The organism is Brevundimonas sp. KH_058 (assembly GCF_057838505.1).
Map to the genome: position 1 here is coordinate 2,398,729 of NZ_CM174469.1, position 15,058 is coordinate 2,413,786.

Here is a 15,058-nt window from a genome sequence, read left to right on the forward strand (position 1 = left end):
CTTACAGACGCAGGGTCAGCGAGACGCCGAAGTTGCGGCCCGGCTGCGTGTAGGCGTCCTTAATGGCCGACGAATTGGCGACACCTCGCACGTCGCTCCACCAGGCATACTTTTCGTCGAAGACGTTGAAGGCGCCGGCTCGAAGCGTGACGTTGTCGTTCACGTTCCAGTAGCCGGTCAGGTCGACGAGGGTGAAGCTGTCGCCGAGGTAGCAGGTCCTACCGCAGGTGACGCTGCCGGTGTAGTTTCCGGCGTCCTTGGCGTCCGACCAGGTCACGATGGCGGCCCCGCCGAAACGGCCCGCCGGTTCGGCGTAGTTCAGCCCGGCGACCAGCTTGATCGGATCGACGCTGGCCAATAGTCCCTTGGTTCCGTTGGTCGTTTGTTCGCCGTCGGCGAAAGCGGCCGACCCCTGAATGCTGACGCCGTTGTCCCAGCGGATCTCGCCACGCGCTTCCAGGCCCCAGATCTTCACATTGGTCAGATTGACATACTGGAAGACCGCAGGACTGGTCGGCGAGAAGTTGCCGGACACCTGAACCTGTTCGATGAAGTTCTCGTATTCTGAATGGAAGGCTGTCGCCGACAGCGACAGGGTACCGCCCAAGGCCTCGATATTGCGGAAGCGCATTCCGGCTTCCACGCTCTCGCTGGTTTCCGGCTCCAAGTCCGGGTTGGGGATCGAGGTGTAGTTCGCCAAGGAGTTGGCGAAGAAGTTGTTCACCTGCATCGGCGAGGGCGCCTTGAATCCAGCGGCGTAGTTGGCGAACAGGCTGAAGTGATCGTCCGCCTGCCACAACAGGCCCAGCTTGGGCGAGACGTGATCTTCGCTCTGTCCCCGCACCACGCCGGTGTAAAGCGGGTCGTTCTCGGGCGACAAATCATACCAGTCATAGCGGACGGCGGGGATGATGCTGAGACGGCCCAGTTGGATCTCGTCCTGAATATAGGCGCCGGCCAGAGCGTAGTCGGTATTCGGGAAGGCGCGAACGGGGAAGCTTTCCGAGCCGCTGAAGGCCGGCAGGCCGTCGCGAATTCCTTCCTGGCGCGTGTCGGAATAGTCGGCGCCGGCGGTGAGGCGATGGGTGGCGCCGGCGAACTCGACGCTGCGGGTGCCATAGGCGGTCACACCCCAGACCCTGTTGTCGAATGTCACCGTGCGCGACCGGTCGGCATTGGCTCCGGCCAACGTCCGACGCTGTTCGAAGGTGTATTGCCTGTTGGTCGCGTCCTGCCAGTAGCCCGCGATGGAGCCGTGATCGAGACCCATGAAGTCGTCGAAGCGCCAATCCAGGCTGACGCGGTCGCGCTGAGTTTCGTCGGTTGCGTCGATGGCCAGTATGCGAGGCGTCGCCGCCGTCGCGGTCGCCGTGCGGTTCGACAGAGACTGACCTTCCATGTCCAGGTCATAGTGGTCGTAGGCCAGACGCAAAACATGGCCTGGCGCGACATCCCATACCAACTTGCCGAGCACCGCGTTGGAAGCAAAATCCTGAGGATTGGGCAGGGTGCGCCTTGCGAAGGTGAGGCCGGCCTCTTCACCGGTGACCGTTCCTTGGTTCTCGGTCTCTTGGAAGTCGCGACGGGAATAGGACAGCAGGCCCGAGAAAGCGCCTGTGCGGCCGGCGAAGGCCACGCCTTCTGCCCAACCTTCGTCCGACGAGTTGTAGCCCACACGGGCTCGGACGCCGAAGTTGCGATCACCTTGGAGGATGTCGACGGGATCCTTGGTGGTGAAGCTGACTGCACCAGCGATTCCGTCTGAGCCATACAGTGCGGATGCGGGGCCACGCAGGATCTCGACCGACTTGATCAGATCCAGATCGCCGTAGCCGCCACGTCCCACGTTCTGACCGCCGAAGGAGAAGCCGTCAGGCACACGCACGCCGTCCGTTATGATCAGGACGCGGTTTCCGCCCATGCCGCGAATGGTGAACCCGGCGTTGACGTCCCGCCCTGCGCCACCAGTAGCGGAGAACCGCGACGGGGCGGACTGGACGCTGACGCCCGGTTCGAACCGGATCAGGTCTTTGATGTCCGTGGCCAGGGTCGCTTCGATCTGTTCATCGGTGATGACGGTCACGGTGGCGGGCACCGAGTCGGCTCGGCGCTCGGTACGGGTAGCGATGACGGTGACAGGATCGACATTGGTCGCCACGATTTGCGACTCTTCGGCACGCGCGGGCTGGACGATCAGGGCCGAACCGAAGGCGGCTGCGGCGGTGGAGAGGAGGAGAAGGTTACGCATGAATGGCCCCGCTTGATGACTGGCGGGCGTGTTACTGCGAACGACTATCAGAATCAACCGCAATGACTGTGCGGTTTTGAACCCGAACCTTGGCCGTGACGTTGTGGCGTGATGAAAACAGCCCTGTTCCCGATGGTGGCCGCCATCGCCGCCCTGGCCGCCTGCGGCGATCAGCAGGTCAATCCGCCCAACGAGCCTGCCGCGCCACTGCGCACGCCCGATGCGATGCAGCAGGTCGAGGCGAAGGGGCCGTCATCTCTGGCGTCGCGCGGGTCGCGTAGTTTCGTGGGGGTGTGGGCGGCCAATCCACAATGGTGCGCCCAGCCTCAGGGCGAGCGCAGCCCGATCACCCTGACGCCGTTGCGGTTCGACGCCTATGGGCACAACTGCGATATCGCCAGCATCGACGAGACGGGTTCGGGCTATGTCGCGGCCTTGAGATGCGCGACCCAGGGCCAGACCAGGACCGAGCGCGTGCATATGAGCACGACCGGCGACGTGATGAACCTGACCTACATCGACCGGGACATGACGACGGTGAAACTGGCGCGCTGCCCCGGCTCGCCGCGTGCGCCCGATCCCGCCAATCCGCTGGAAAAGATGATGAAGCCGGACGGGGCCGAGACCCCGCCCGTCGCGCCGCCTAGTTGAACAGGAAGTTCATCACGTCGCCGTCCTTGACGACATAGGTCTTGCCTTCGGCGCGAAGCTTGCCGGCTTCGCGCGCCTTGGCTTCACCTCGCAGGGAGACGAAGTCGTCGTAGGCGATGGTTTCGGCGCGGATGAAACCCTTCTCGAAGTCGGTGTGGATCACGCCGGCGGCCTGCGGGCCGGTGGCTCCGACCGGGATGGTCCAGGCGCGGGCTTCCTTGGGGCCGACCGTGAAATAGGTCTGCAGGCCCAGCAGCTTGTAGGCCTCGCGGATCAGGCGGTTCAGGCCGGGTTCTTCCAGACCCAGGGTTTCGAGGAACTCCTTCTGCTCCTCGTCGTCCAGCACGGCGATCTCGGATTCGATCTGGGCCGAGATGACGACCGAGTTGGCGTTGTCCTGGGCGGCGCGCGCCGCGACCTTGTCGGACAGGTCGTTGCCCTTGTCGGCCGAACCTTCCTCGACGTTGGAGACATAGAGGGCAGGCAGGGCGGTCAGCAGTTGCAGCATATGCCAGGCCTTGGCGTCGTCCTTGGACACCTCGGCGGTGCGGGCGGGCTTGCCGGCGTTCAGCTGGGCCAGGGCCAGATCGACCAGCTTCAGGGTCAGGCCGGATTCCTTGTCGCCGCCCTTGGCGCGCTTCTCAAGCTGGGGCCGACGGCGCTCCAGGCTCTCCATGTCGGCCAGCATCAGTTCGGTCTCGATGATCTCCAGATCGGCGATCGGATCGATGCGGTCCTCGACGTGGGTGATGTCGTCATCGACGAAGCAACGGGCCACGAAGGCCACGGCGTCGCAGTCGCGGATATTGGCCAGGAACTGGTTGCCCAGGCCCTCGCCCTTGGACGCGCCGCGCACCAGGCCCGCGATATCCACGAAAGTGATGCGCGAAGGGATGATCTCCTTGGACCCGGCGATCTCGGCCAAGGCGTCCAGACGCGGCTCCGGCACCGCCACGTCGCCGGTGTTCGGCTCGATGGTGCAGAACGGGTAGTTGGCCGCCTGGGCCGCCGCCGTCTTGGTCAGGGCGTTGAACAGGGTGGACTTGCCGACGTTGGGCAGGCCGACGATCGCGACTTTAAGGGCCATGGTATTCCTCGTGAGGCGCGAGCCTTTACCCGGTTCGAACCGGTTTGTCAGGCTCGCGCTTCAACTGGGGTCAATGTGCGCCGTGATCCATGCCCGCCATCTCCGGCTGACGCACCGCCGCCTGCACTGTGACGGCCGGCGCGGAGGCGAACAGAAGCGTCAACGGCACGGTCGCACCCTCCACCAGCTGCGCGGTCAGGCCGATCAGCATCAGGTGGTTGCCGCCCGGCGCCAAGGCCACAGCCTGACCGGCCGGCAGGGGCAGGCCCTGCGTCAGCTCGCCCATCTTCATCATGCCGTCCTGCATCGTCATCTCATGGACCTGCAGCGACCCTGCGGCGGGCGTCGAACCGCCCGTCAGGCGGTCGTTGGTCGTGGCCTTGAGGGTGACGTAGCAGCCGCCGGCCTTGGCGCCGTTCGGCGACGGGCGGCACCAGGCCCCGGTCGCGACGACGGATGCCGCCGCGACGGGACTTGCCGGATCCGCGGCGGGCGCCTTGGCCTGTTCAGGCGGGTTGCAGGCCCCCAGAGACAGGGCGATGGCGGCGAGGGCGAGTTTAATTTTCATGGCGTCGGGTCTTTCACAGGGGCAGATCGAGCAAACACGGCGAACAGGTCTGTTAAAGCTCGCCGCGCGCCGCTTGGCGCGGGCTGAATTTGGGGGCGGGGGCCAGGCGCAGGACTTCGCCCTGATAACGTTCGTCGTCGCCGGCGGCGGCGAAGGGCAGGGCGTCGGCGCAGGCCTGGAGCATCGCATCCAGCCACGGCTGCTCGGCCTTGTGGAAGTCGCCCAGAACGTGGGGCATGACCAGTTCCTTCTCGCCCGGATGGCCGATGCCCATGCGGGCGCGGCGGAAATCGGCGCCCAGGTGGCTGATCAGCGAACGGACGCCGTTCTGGCCGGCCGCGCCGCCGCCGGTCTTCATGCGAAACCGGCCGGGGGCCAGGTCGATCTCGTCGTGGAAGACGATGATCTCGGACGGCTTGATCTTGTAGAAGCGCGCCGCCTCGCCAACGGCCCGACCGCTCTCGTTCATATAGGTCTGGGGCTTCATCAACAGCACCTTGACCGGGCCATCGGCCGTCTCGACCTGGCCCTCGCTGACGATCGACTGGAATTTTGCGCGCTCGGGACCGAAGCGCCAGCGACGCGAAATCTCGTCGGCGGCCATGAAGCCGATGTTGTGGCGGTTCTTCTCGTATTTGCCGCCCGGATTGCCGAGCCCAGCGATGATGATCATTCCGCGCCCAGCCCCAGAACGAAAAGCAGATGAAGGTCGAGCATGGTGCGTTCCGTTTGGTCAAGGCAGCCGATCACCTCGCCGCAACGTGCGAGAGCGATTGGATATATCTTGTCCGCCTGAACAAGGCTTGGCTTTCTCAAGCCATTGCCAGGCGTGGGTTGCAGCAGGAGACGATAGGGAGCGGTCTTTTCCGTGTCGCTGGTCATCAGACAAACCAGGATCGTGCCGGTTTGCACGATATCGGCCTGGACCACGACGGCGGGTCTAGGCTTGCCGTGGTCGCCTGACACCGCGACGGTGATGATGTCGCCGCGATTCAATAGGCTTCCGTCGCATCGTCCTCGGAAAGATCCTGCATCAACATGGCCTCGATGAAGGCGACGGTGGCGCGTTCGCTTTCGCTGTCGCGTATGCGGACCTGATCCGCCATCAGGCGTTCACGAAACCCGGGAGCGTCGGGGTCCAGCGCCCAAACGCGGACCTGCTTAAGGCCGGCGGCCTTCTTGCGCTCACGATAGCGCTTGTACTTGTCCGGCCGCGCCGTGTGCAGGTTCATGCCGAAAAGGTAGCGCGCCACCTGCGACCGCGCAACCTTGGGCAAAGAAAAGCCCCGCCGCGGCGAACCGGGCGGGGCGCAATCTTCTCGAAGAGACGAAGGATCAGTCTTCGGTCTTCTCGACCGGAGCGACTTCGGCTTCGGCGGCGTCAGCGGCTTCGTCGGCGGCTTCCGACAGAGCGGCGGACGAGATTTTGATCGTGGCGATCACGAAGTCGCGGTCGGTGATGGTGGCTTCCGCGCCCTTGGGCAGGTTGATGTCCGACATGCGGATGGTGTCGCCGATCTCGGCTTTGGCCAGGTCGACAACCAGTTCTTCCGGGATCTGGTCGGCGCGGACCAGGATCTCGACGGCGTGACGCACGACTTCCAGCGAACCGCCCTGACGCGAGAACGGGGCTTCGTCGGCGTTCGCGAAGTGGACCGCCACTTCGATCTTGACCGGGGCCTTAGCGTCGACGCGCATCAGGTCGAAGTGCAGGGGACGGTCCGACACGGGGTCGAACTGCACATCCTTGGCGATGACCGGCTGGGTCTCGTCGCCGTACTTCAGGGTCACCAGGTGGCCCAGCAGCTTGCCGGTGTAGAGGGACTTGCGGAAGTCCTTCTCGTTCACCGAAATGGCGACGGGGGCTTGCTCGCCGCCGTACAGGACGCCCGGCACGAAACCAGCGCGACGCGCAGCGCGAGCGCCGCCGGTGCCGACGCCATCGCGGACGTCCACGTTCAGAATGATCTCGGCCATGTGGCTCGCCTCAACAACAACGGAAACGCCGCGCCAACCCTAGGCTCTCGCGGCGGGGGTGATGAACCCTCGAATTCAAGAGCGCGGGCTATTACACGCATCACGCTCAGGGCGCAACCGTCAAAGGTTCCGCTTAAGCCGCTTGCGCCCGGTCCTTCAGCAGCGAAGCGGGCGCTGCGACGATGCCCAGCAGTTCGGCGGCGTTGAAGGGCTTGGCCAGATGGTGGTCGGCGCCTGCCGCGCGCCCAGCCGCGACGTGCTCGGGCATGGCGTTGGCGGTCAGCATGACGATAGGCGTGCGGCCTAGCCCCATCGTCGTCTCGTGCAGGCGAATCTCCTGCGTCGCCGTCAGCCCGTCCATGATCGGCATCTGCATGTCCATCAAGACCAGGTCGAACGCGCCGGCGCGGAAGGCCTCCAGCGCTTGGGCGCCGTTCTCCGCGATCACGATCTGGACCGAGGTCTGGGCGAGAATCAGTTCGATGACGCGGCGGTTGGTCGGATGGTCGTCCGCCACCAGCACCCGCACCGCGCGCTGATCGTCGTCGGCATAGGTCTCCACAGCCAGAGGCTCACGGCTCCTGGGGGCTTCGCATTGTCTCAGCGGCAGGGTCAAGATGAAGGCGGCCCCGCCGCCCGGCTCGCTTTCGCATCCCAGGTCGCCGCCCATCATTTCCGCCAGCTGACGGCAGATGGACAGGCCCAGGCCCGAGCCGCCGAACTTGCGCGTGATGCCGCCGTCGGCCTGTTCGAATCGGCTGAACAACCGGCTGCGGGTTGCGGCGTCGAAGCCGATGCCGCTGTCCTCGACGGTGAAGCGCAGCACCGGACGGCGGTCCTGATCCACGCCACGCTGGACGATCAGCCCGACGAAACCCTGGCTGGTGAACTTCACTGCATTGGAAATCAGATTGGTCAGCACTTGCTTCAGACGCACCGCGTCGCCCAGCACCCACACATCGTCTTCCAGATCGATGTCGACGTGGAAATCCAGATGCTTCTCGCGGGCGTTCTCGGCATAGAGCTGAGCCGCCTCACGCACGACGGTCGCCAGTTCGAACGCGTCCTCGGTCAGCTCCAGCTTGCCCGATTCGACGCGGGCCAGATCCAGGATGTCGCTGAGCAGGGTCTGTAGCGTCTTTCCCGAGGCCTGCATCAGATCCAGCATCTCGCGCTGGTCGGGCGTCAGTTCGGTCTTGGACAGGGCCTGAGACAGGCCGATCACGCCATTCAGGGGCGTGCGGATCTCGTGGCTCATATTGGCCAGGAATTGGCTCTTGGCGACGTTAGCGGCCTCTGCGGCGTCGCGAGCCTCGGCCAGGGCCTGGGCGTCGCGCTTCAGGTCGGTGATGTCGTTGCAGACCGTGACCGTACCGCCCTCCGAGGTGCGGCGGTCCTGGATGCGCAGCCAGCGGCCGCCGGCGATCTGCTGTTCGCTGTTGGACGACAGGTGACGCCGCGCCGCGATCCGCTCATTCAGCCATTCCTCTTCGCGCCCCAGCGCCTCGGCGTATCGGCCTTCGTCGATGCCGATCCGCAAGGCCTCGCGGAAAGACAGACCGACGATGAGATGGGGTTCAAGCTCGGGGTTCACCTCGGCATAGCGAGCGTTCCACAGGACCAGTCGGTCCTTCGAATCATAGAAACCCAGCCCGTCGGGCATGGCGTCGACCGCCTCGCGAATGCGGCGCAGCGCGGTCGAGCGCGACACATAGGCCATGACGCCCAGAGCGCCCGCCACGCCACAAATCAACAGAAGGATGGCGCCCAGCAATACGCGCATGGCTTCGGACGATATGCCCTGATCCATCAAGACCGTGGGGTCTGGCGTAACGATGATCGCCGCCATGCCGACGAAATGAAGCACGATCACGGACATCGACAGGCCGATGGCGGTGACCAGCAGCCGTAAGAGCCCGCCGCGACGATAGAAGAAGGCGGTCGTGCAGCCGATGGTCATCGCCGCGATTATGGAGGCCGCCACCAGGCCCGGATCCCAAATGATATGCGCCGGCCCCTTGATCGCGGCCATGCCGAGATAATGCATGGCGCCGACGCCCGCGACGGCGATCACGGCGGCCAGGACGCGCCAGATCCGACCCCTGCCCATCATCGTTGAGCCGATCGTCAGGCCGATCATCGCGAGGGCGACGCCGAGCGAAGCCAATGTCAGAAACAGGTCGTAGCGCACCGGCACACCGGCGACGAATCCCTGCATTGCCACGAAATGGGTCGCCCAGATCGACAGGGCGCCGACGACGGTCGCCAGAATGGCCGAGCGGCGACGTCGAACAGGATCGCGAGTTCCCTTCCGCTCCATGAAGCGGGTCGAAACGCCTAGACCGACCAGGCAGATCAGGGCTGCGAACACAGTGATCCGCCAGTCGTGATCGCGCGTGATGCAAAAGATGATGCGGTCCACGAGGCCTCCCCTTGGAGACACAGTCGCAGAAAATCCTAAATAAACCGTGCGGCGAAGCTTCTTCAATCGGCAGGCTGTCGGAGCGCCGTCACAGAATCCGTGCAAGGATCGGAAAACGCGTTCCAGAACGAGGTCGCTCCTACTCCATGCCTTACGAAGTCTCGCCATCGCCCGTCGCGCCGGTCTCCACCTCGCGGCTCTGGACGGTGGGCGCCAGTATCGGCATCGCCATCGTGATCTTGCTGATCCTGGCGATCCTGCATCCCGAGCTGGCGAACTGGCTGGTCGGCGGCGCCGTGGTCGTGGCGGCTTCGGCCTGGCTTCTCAACGTATCGGAAACGGCGACGACGGCTCCGGCCGCGAGTGACGGCGGGCCGGTGGAGTCTTCGACGGATCTGGTGAACGGCGATCTGCTGGACCGTGTGTTCGAGGCGCTGGACGATCCCGTGTTGGTTGTCAGCGGGGGCGAACCGGACGACATCGCCGGCCGACGCATCGTCATGGCCAATGGCGCGGCGCGCGACCTGCTGCGTATCCAGCGTCAGGGCGCCTTGCTGGTTCAGGTCATTCGCGAACCTGGCGTGCTGGAGGCGGTGGACGAGGCCCTGTTCGGCGGCACGGCCCGCACTACGGACTATGCGACGGGCGGTCAGAGGGATCGGCGCTGGCGTGCCTGGACGCGGCCTTTGTCCGTCGAGGCGGGAACGCTGCCGGGGGCGGAGCTGGCCCTGCTGATCCTGCGCGACGAGACCGACGCCCGGCGCACGGAAATGATGCGTGTCGATTTTCTCGCCAACGCCAGCCACGAACTGCGCACGCCGCTGGCCTCTCTCAGCGGCTTCATCGAGACGCTGAAGGGCCATGCCCGCGACGACGTCGCCGCGCGGGACCGATTCCTGGACATCATGTCGGCCCAGGCGGATCGAATGGGTCGTCTGGTGGCGGACCTGTTGTCGCTCAGCCGCATCGAACTGAACGAGCATATTCCGCCGTCGGGCCGCGTCGATCTGGACCGCGCCGCCTCCGACGTCGTGGACGCCATCAGCGTGCTGACGCGGGAAAAAGAAATCGTCATCGCCCTGGATCAGGGAGAGGCGAGGGCGTCGATCAGCGGGGATCGCGACGAGATCCTGCAGGTCGTGCAGAACCTGCTCGACAACGCCGTCAAATATTCGTCACGGAGCGGGACGGTCGAGATTTCGGTCCGTTCGGACCTGTCGTTCGACGAAGCCTGGGCGTCGCGCATGCCTGGGGCTACGCGCCTTCCGCTGGTCACCCCGGACCGCGCCTCCGGCATCTCCTATGCCGCTGTAACGGTGCGGGATCACGGGCCCGGCATGGCGCGCGAACACCTGCCACGCCTGACCGAGCGCTTCTATCGGGTCGAAGGCCAGAAGAGCGGCGAGCGGCAGGGGACCGGCCTGGGCCTGGCTATCGTCAAACACATCATCAACCGTCACCAGGGCGGTCTGGTGGTCGAAAGCGCGCCGGGCATGGGCGCGGCCTTCACCGCCTGGTTCCCCCAGCCGGTCGAGCGGCGCTAGAGCCGCGAGGGCCCGTCGCTGTCACCCAACTGTCATCGACCCGTCGTAATCCGCTGACCATTCACAGGCAGTAGTCGCGCCGCGTTGGTCCCGATGTTCAGGACCGTCGCCGATTCGCGCACGGCGCTTCGGACTTCGAATGATCTGGATTTACCTGCTGATCCTCATCGCGCTGAGCGCGGCCGCCTTCCTCGGCGGACGTGAGCTCGCGCGTCGTCGCGCGGTCGGCGCCAAACCCCATTCCCGGCCCGGCCAGCACGGCGCCTATGCGCTGATCTGGGTCGCCGCGCCCGCCCTGCTGGTGCTGATCCTGGCTTCTGTCTTCGCCACGCCGCTTCAGCGTCAGCTGACCGCTGTCGGCACGCCTGACGCGGTCGAATCTCTGGATCACTTCCGCCGCGACGCCTTCTTCGCCGACGCCCACCGCGTCGGTCGTGGCGAGCCTGCCCTGCAAATCTGGGAACGCCCGCTGGCCGAGCATCTGCCGGTCGAGGCGCGCCGCATGGTCCGCATCGAGCGCACCCTGTCCTGGGGCGGCGGCGTCGCCGCCATCCTGGCCGCCATCCTGGGCGGTCTGTTCGCCCTGACCCAGATCAAACCGAATACCCGCGCCCGCAACCGGGTCGAGGGCTGGATTTACGGCGCCCTGTTCGTCTGCTCGGCCATCGCCGTCCTGACGACCCTGGGCATCATCGCCTCCCTGGCCTTCGACAGCTTCCGCTTCTTCCAGAAGGTGCCGATCCTCGACTTCCTGTTCGGCACCCAGTGGAGCCCCCAGATCGCCATCCGCGCCGATCAGGTCGGGTCGTCGGGCGCCTTCGGGGCCGTGCCCCTGTTCGCCGGCACCCTGCTGATCATGGTCATCGCCATGTGCGTGGCCGCGCCGATCGGCCTGCTGTCGGCCATCTATCTGTCGGAATACGCCGGCCGCACGACCCGCGCGGTGATCAAGCCGCTGCTTGAGATTCTCGCCGGCGTGCCGACCGTCGTTTACGGCTTTTTCGCCGCCCTTACGGTGGGGCCGCTGCTGCGGGTCTTCTTCAACGAGATCGGCCTGTTCCTGATCGGCGGGCCTCTGGACGGACTGGGCCAGTATCTGGCGCTGGTGCAGAACCAGATGGCTCTGACGGCCGGCGCCGTGATGGGAATCATGCTGATCCCCTTCGTCTCGTCCCTGTCCGACGACATCCTCAACGCCGTGCCTCAGTCGCTGCGTGACGGCTCGTTCGCCATGGGCGCCACCAAGTCCGAGACGGTGAAGCGGGTGCTGATGCCCGCCGCCCTTCCGGGCATCGCCGGCGCGCTGCTGCTGGCCGTGTCGCGGGCCATCGGCGAGACTATGATCGTGACCATGGCTGCGGGCCTGGCCGCCAACCTGACCTTCAATCCGCTGGACACCGTGACGACCGTCACCGTGCAGATCGTGACCCTGCTGACCGGCGACCAGGAGTTCAACAGCGCCAAGACCCTGTCGGCCTTCGGCCTGGGCCTGACCCTGTTCCTGGTGACCCTGGTGCTGAACATCATCGCCCACCGGATCGTCCAGACCTATCGGGAACAATATGACTGACGCGACCCCCGATCGGATCGACGGTGTCGCCGCCAAGGGGCGGCTGGATCGTCTGCGCGCGGGCCTGAAGCGTCGACACGCCAAGGAAACGCGCTTCAAGTGGTATGGCCGTCTGGCCATCGCCGCCGCCATGCTGTTCCTTGCGGTCCTCTTGGTCCGCATCGTCGAGCAGGGCCACACCGCCTTCTACACCCACACCGTGACCGTGCCGGTCTATATGGACCCGGCCCGCATCGACCGCGCCTACCCGCAAGGCTCCAACTTCGAGCAACTGGCCGCCGAGCAACAACTGGCCCGTATGGGTATCCAGGACGACGCGGCCGGAACCAGGGCCGCGCAGATGAAACGGCTGTTCTCATCGGAACTGAAGTTCGTCGCCGCCGACCTGGTCTCGAAACGCAGCGAAGTCATCGGCGAGACCGTGCCCTTGGCCGTCCCCCTGTCCGACGACGCCGACCTGTATCTGAAGGGCGAAATCTCCAGGGAGACTCCTGAAGATCAGCGCCGCCTGACCGATCAGCAGATCGCCTGGCTGGACCGGATGCAGGCCGAGGGCGTGATCGGCTCGCACTTCAACACCGCCCTGTTCACCAACGGCGACTCGACCCAGCCCGAGCTGGCGGGCGTGCTCGGCGCCGTGGTCGGCTCGGCCCTGATGCTGATGGTCACGGCCCTGATCGCCATTCCGCTGGGTGTGGGCGCCGCCATCTGGCTGGAAGAGTTCGCACCCAAGAACAGGCTGACAGACATCATCGAGGTCAACATCAACAACCTCGCGGCCGTGCCGTCGATCGTCTACGGCCTGCTGGGTCTGGCCTTGTTCATCAACTGGATGCACCTGCCGCGCGCCAGTCCGATCGTCGGCGGTCTGGTCCTGGCCTTGATGGCGCTGCCGACCTTGGTCATCGCCACCCGGTCGGCCCTGAAGGCCGTTCCCCCGTCGATCCGCGAGGCGGCCCTGGCCATGGGCGCGTCCAAGACGCAGACCGTGTTCAGCCACGTCTTGCCGCTGGCCATGCCCGGCGTCATGACCGGCGCCATCATCTCCATGGCCCACGCCCTGGGCGAGACCGCGCCGCTGCTGCTGATCGGCATGGTCAGCTTCGTGCCCGGCGTGCCGGCGGCCATCGACCAGCCGGTCGGGGCGCTGCCTTCGCTGATCTACATCTGGGAGAACGCCTCGGAGCGGGCGTTCCACGAACGCACCGCCGCGGCGATCATCGTCCTGCTGGTCTTCATGATCATCATGAACGCGGCGGCAATCATCCTGAGGCGGCGCTTCGAGCGCCGGTGGTAAGAGAATGAAATTCCGTATTTTCCGCTCCGCCGAAGACCAGACCGGCGCCGGTCCGGTCGACCCGACTGAGACCCCGCGCATGGGCGGCCAGGTCCTGCCCGAGGTCACGCCGTCCAAGGGCCGCGCCGCCGCCGAGCCGCGTCTCGAAGACGCAACGCCCGTGTCGAACGCCACCGTCGTGGACAGCCCGCCTGTCGGCCCGATCAAGATCGCCGCGCGTGACGTGTCGGTCTTCTATGAAGGCAAGCAGGCGCTCTACGACGTCTCGCTGGACATCCCGGACAAGACCGTCACGGCCCTGATCGGCCCGTCGGGTTGCGGCAAGTCGACCTTCCTGCGGACGATGAACCGCATGAACGACACCATCGCCGGGGCCAAGGTCACCGGCCGGATCGCGATGGACGACGAGGACATCAACGACCGCTCCATTGACCCGGTGCTGCTGCGCGCCCGCGTCGGCATGGTGTTCCAGCGTCCGAACCCCTTCCCGAAATCGATCTACGAGAACGTCGCCTACGGGCCCAAGATTCACGGCCTGGTCTCGTCCAAGGCCGAGATGGACGATGTGGTCGAACGCGCCCTGAAGCGCGCCGGTCTCTGGGAAGAGGTCGCCGACCGCCTGCAATCTTCGGCCATGGGCCTGTCGGGCGGTCAGCAACAGCGTCTGGTCATCGCCCGCGCCATCGCCGTGAACCCCGAAGTGATCCTGATGGACGAGCCCTGCTCGGCCCTGGACCCCATCGCCACGGCGCGGATCGAGGAACTGATCGATGAACTGCGCGAGCGGTTCTGCATCGTCATCGTCACCCACTCGATGGCCCAGGCCGCTCGGGTGTCGCAACGCACCGCCTTCTTCCACATGGGCCGCCTGGTCGAGACCGGGGACACGGAAGACATCTTCCAGAATCCGCGCGAACGGCGCACGCTCGACTATATCACGGGACGCTTCGGCTAAATCCGATGAACCAGCACACCGTCAAGGCCTATGGCGACGAACTGAACCAGATCACGGCCGAGGTCGCCCGCATGGGCGGCCTCGCCGAGGCCCAGGTTGCGGACGCCATCGATTCCGTCGCCCGGCGCGACATCGCCCTGGCGCGCGCCGTCGTGGAACGCGACCTCAAGCTCGACGCCCTGCATCGCGACATCGAAAAGAAGGCCATTCGCCTGATTGCCCTGCGTCAGCCGGTCGCCAGCGACCTGCGCCGCACCCTGGGCGCCATGAAGATCGCCACGGATCTGGAGCGCACCGGCGACCTGGCCAAGAACATCGCCAAGCGCGCCCTGATCCTGGCCGAGGGCGAGCCGATGCAGCCCCTGACCCGCTCGATCGAGCGGATGGGCCGGCTGGTCTCGACCCGCCTTCGCGACGTGCTGGACGCCTACACCGCCTCGGAGCTCGATCGCGCCGTCGCCGTCTGGCAGACCGACGACGAGGTGGACGAGCACTACAACGCCCTGTTCCGCGAACTACTGACCTACATGATGGGTGATCCGCGTACGATCGGCGCCTGCACCCATCTGCTGTTCATGGCCAAGAACCTGGAGCGGATCGGCGACCACGCGACCAATATCGCCGAGACCGTCCACTACGAGATCACGGGCGAAGACATCGTGGGCGAACGCCCGCGCGCCCAGCCCACGGCGGAGGATTCCGATCCGACGCCGAACCTTTCGACTCATTGACCTGAGAC

The 15,058-nt window shown here is 65.7% G+C and carries 14 protein-coding genes; 6 read left to right on the forward strand and 8 right to left on the reverse strand.

Annotation, left to right across the window (positions count from 1 at the left end):
- Position 1: 1 nt before the first annotated feature.
- Entirely contained in the window at positions 2-2,248 is a 2,247-nt protein-coding gene (locus AC3ISA_RS11735; protein WP_489178026.1) for a TonB-dependent hemoglobin/transferrin/lactoferrin family receptor, read from the reverse strand.
- Positions 2,249-2,359: 111 nt separating this feature from the next.
- Here AC3ISA_RS11735 and AC3ISA_RS11740 point away from each other — a divergent pair, with 111 nt between their 5' ends.
- Complete coding sequence (locus AC3ISA_RS11740) at positions 2,360-2,899, forward strand: hypothetical protein (RefSeq protein ID WP_489178027.1); 540 nt, start codon at positions 2,360-2,362, stop codon at positions 2,897-2,899.
- Here AC3ISA_RS11740 and ychF read toward each other — a convergent pair.
- The 7 genes from ychF to AC3ISA_RS11775 all read right to left on the reverse strand — a co-directional run bounded on the left by ychF (position 2,892) and on the right by AC3ISA_RS11775 (position 8,953).
- Positions 2,892-3,986, reverse strand: coding sequence for a redox-regulated ATPase YchF (gene ychF, locus AC3ISA_RS11745; RefSeq protein ID WP_489178028.1), 1,095 nt, complete (start codon positions 3,984-3,986; stop codon positions 2,892-2,894). The two genes, AC3ISA_RS11740 and ychF, sit on opposite strands and share 8 nt — an antisense overlap.
- Before the next feature lie 70 nt (positions 3,987-4,056).
- Complete coding sequence (locus tag AC3ISA_RS11750) at positions 4,057-4,554, reverse strand: copper chaperone PCu(A)C (protein WP_489178029.1); 498 nt, start codon at positions 4,552-4,554, stop codon at positions 4,057-4,059.
- A gap of 52 nt (positions 4,555-4,606) precedes the next feature.
- Complete coding sequence (pth, locus tag AC3ISA_RS11755) at positions 4,607-5,227, reverse strand: aminoacyl-tRNA hydrolase (RefSeq protein WP_372693421.1); 621 nt, start codon at positions 5,225-5,227, stop codon at positions 4,607-4,609.
- Positions 5,224-5,550, reverse strand: coding sequence for a type II toxin-antitoxin system PemK/MazF family toxin (locus AC3ISA_RS11760; RefSeq protein ID WP_372693420.1), 327 nt, complete (start codon positions 5,548-5,550; stop codon positions 5,224-5,226). Before AC3ISA_RS11760 ends, pth begins: the two co-directional genes overlap by 4 nt.
- Positions 5,547-5,807 (reverse strand): antitoxin MazE-like protein, encoded by a 261-nt coding sequence (locus tag AC3ISA_RS11765; protein ID WP_372693419.1) that lies wholly within the window; start codon positions 5,805-5,807, stop codon positions 5,547-5,549. The genes AC3ISA_RS11760 and AC3ISA_RS11765 overlap by 4 nt, the downstream gene beginning before the upstream one ends.
- Positions 5,808-5,889: 82 nt before the next feature.
- The gene (locus tag AC3ISA_RS11770) at positions 5,890-6,531 is read right to left on the reverse strand and encodes a 50S ribosomal protein L25/general stress protein Ctc (protein WP_372693418.1); all 642 of its coding nucleotides are present in this window, start codon (positions 6,529-6,531) and stop codon (positions 5,890-5,892) included.
- A 133-nt stretch (positions 6,532-6,664) separates the two neighbouring features.
- A complete protein-coding gene (locus tag AC3ISA_RS11775; RefSeq protein ID WP_489178030.1) occupies positions 6,665-8,953 on the reverse strand; it encodes an ATP-binding protein in 2,289 nt (762 codons plus the stop codon).
- A 146-nt stretch (positions 8,954-9,099) separates the two neighbouring features.
- Between AC3ISA_RS11775 and AC3ISA_RS11780 the strand changes: the two genes are divergently transcribed.
- From AC3ISA_RS11780 to phoU, 5 genes are all read left to right on the forward strand, one after another.
- Positions 9,100-10,497 (forward strand): ATP-binding protein, encoded by a 1,398-nt coding sequence (locus AC3ISA_RS11780; protein ID WP_489178031.1) that lies wholly within the window; start codon positions 9,100-9,102, stop codon positions 10,495-10,497.
- A gap of 139 nt (positions 10,498-10,636) precedes the next feature.
- Positions 10,637-12,067, forward strand: a complete 1,431-nt coding sequence (gene pstC, locus AC3ISA_RS11785; RefSeq protein ID WP_489178032.1) for a phosphate ABC transporter permease subunit PstC — start codon at positions 10,637-10,639, stop codon at positions 12,065-12,067.
- The gene (pstA, locus tag AC3ISA_RS11790; protein WP_489178033.1) at positions 12,060-13,364 is read left to right on the forward strand and encodes a phosphate ABC transporter permease PstA; all 1,305 of its coding nucleotides are present in this window, start codon (positions 12,060-12,062) and stop codon (positions 13,362-13,364) included. Before pstC ends, pstA begins: the two co-directional genes overlap by 8 nt.
- Positions 13,365-13,368: 4 nt before the next feature.
- On the forward strand, positions 13,369-14,319 hold the full coding sequence (gene pstB, locus AC3ISA_RS11795; protein WP_489178034.1) for a phosphate ABC transporter ATP-binding protein PstB: 951 nt from the start codon (positions 13,369-13,371) through the stop codon (positions 14,317-14,319).
- Between the two features lie 5 nt (positions 14,320-14,324).
- Positions 14,325-15,050: a phosphate signaling complex protein PhoU gene (gene phoU / locus AC3ISA_RS11800; RefSeq protein WP_346496427.1), complete on the forward strand. Its 726-nt coding sequence runs from the start codon at positions 14,325-14,327 to the stop codon at positions 15,048-15,050.
- Positions 15,051-15,058 lie beyond the last annotated feature (8 nt).

Coding starts and splice junctions, on each gene's coding strand:
- AC3ISA_RS11735 (WP_489178026.1), bottom strand. CDS start 2,248: ATGCGTAACCTTCTCCTCCTCTCCACCGCCGCAGCCGCCTTCGGTTCG.
- AC3ISA_RS11740 (WP_489178027.1), top strand. CDS start 2,360: ATGAAAACAGCCCTGTTCCCGATGGTGGCCGCCATCGCCGCCCTGGCC.
- ychF (WP_489178028.1), bottom strand. CDS start 3,986: ATGGCCCTTAAAGTCGCGATCGTCGGCCTGCCCAACGTCGGCAAGTCC.
- AC3ISA_RS11750 (WP_489178029.1), bottom strand. CDS start 4,554: ATGAAAATTAAACTCGCCCTCGCCGCCATCGCCCTGTCTCTGGGGGCC.
- pth (WP_372693421.1), bottom strand. CDS start 5,227: ATGATCATCATCGCTGGGCTCGGCAATCCGGGCGGCAAATACGAGAAG.
- AC3ISA_RS11770 (WP_372693418.1), bottom strand. CDS start 6,531: ATGGCCGAGATCATTCTGAACGTGGACGTCCGCGATGGCGTCGGCACC.
- AC3ISA_RS11780 (WP_489178031.1), top strand. CDS start 9,100: ATGCCTTACGAAGTCTCGCCATCGCCCGTCGCGCCGGTCTCCACCTCG.
- pstC (WP_489178032.1), top strand. CDS start 10,637: ATGATCTGGATTTACCTGCTGATCCTCATCGCGCTGAGCGCGGCCGCC.
- pstA (WP_489178033.1), top strand. CDS start 12,060: ATGACTGACGCGACCCCCGATCGGATCGACGGTGTCGCCGCCAAGGGG.
- pstB (WP_489178034.1), top strand. CDS start 13,369: ATGAAATTCCGTATTTTCCGCTCCGCCGAAGACCAGACCGGCGCCGGT.
- phoU (WP_346496427.1), top strand. CDS start 14,325: ATGAACCAGCACACCGTCAAGGCCTATGGCGACGAACTGAACCAGATC.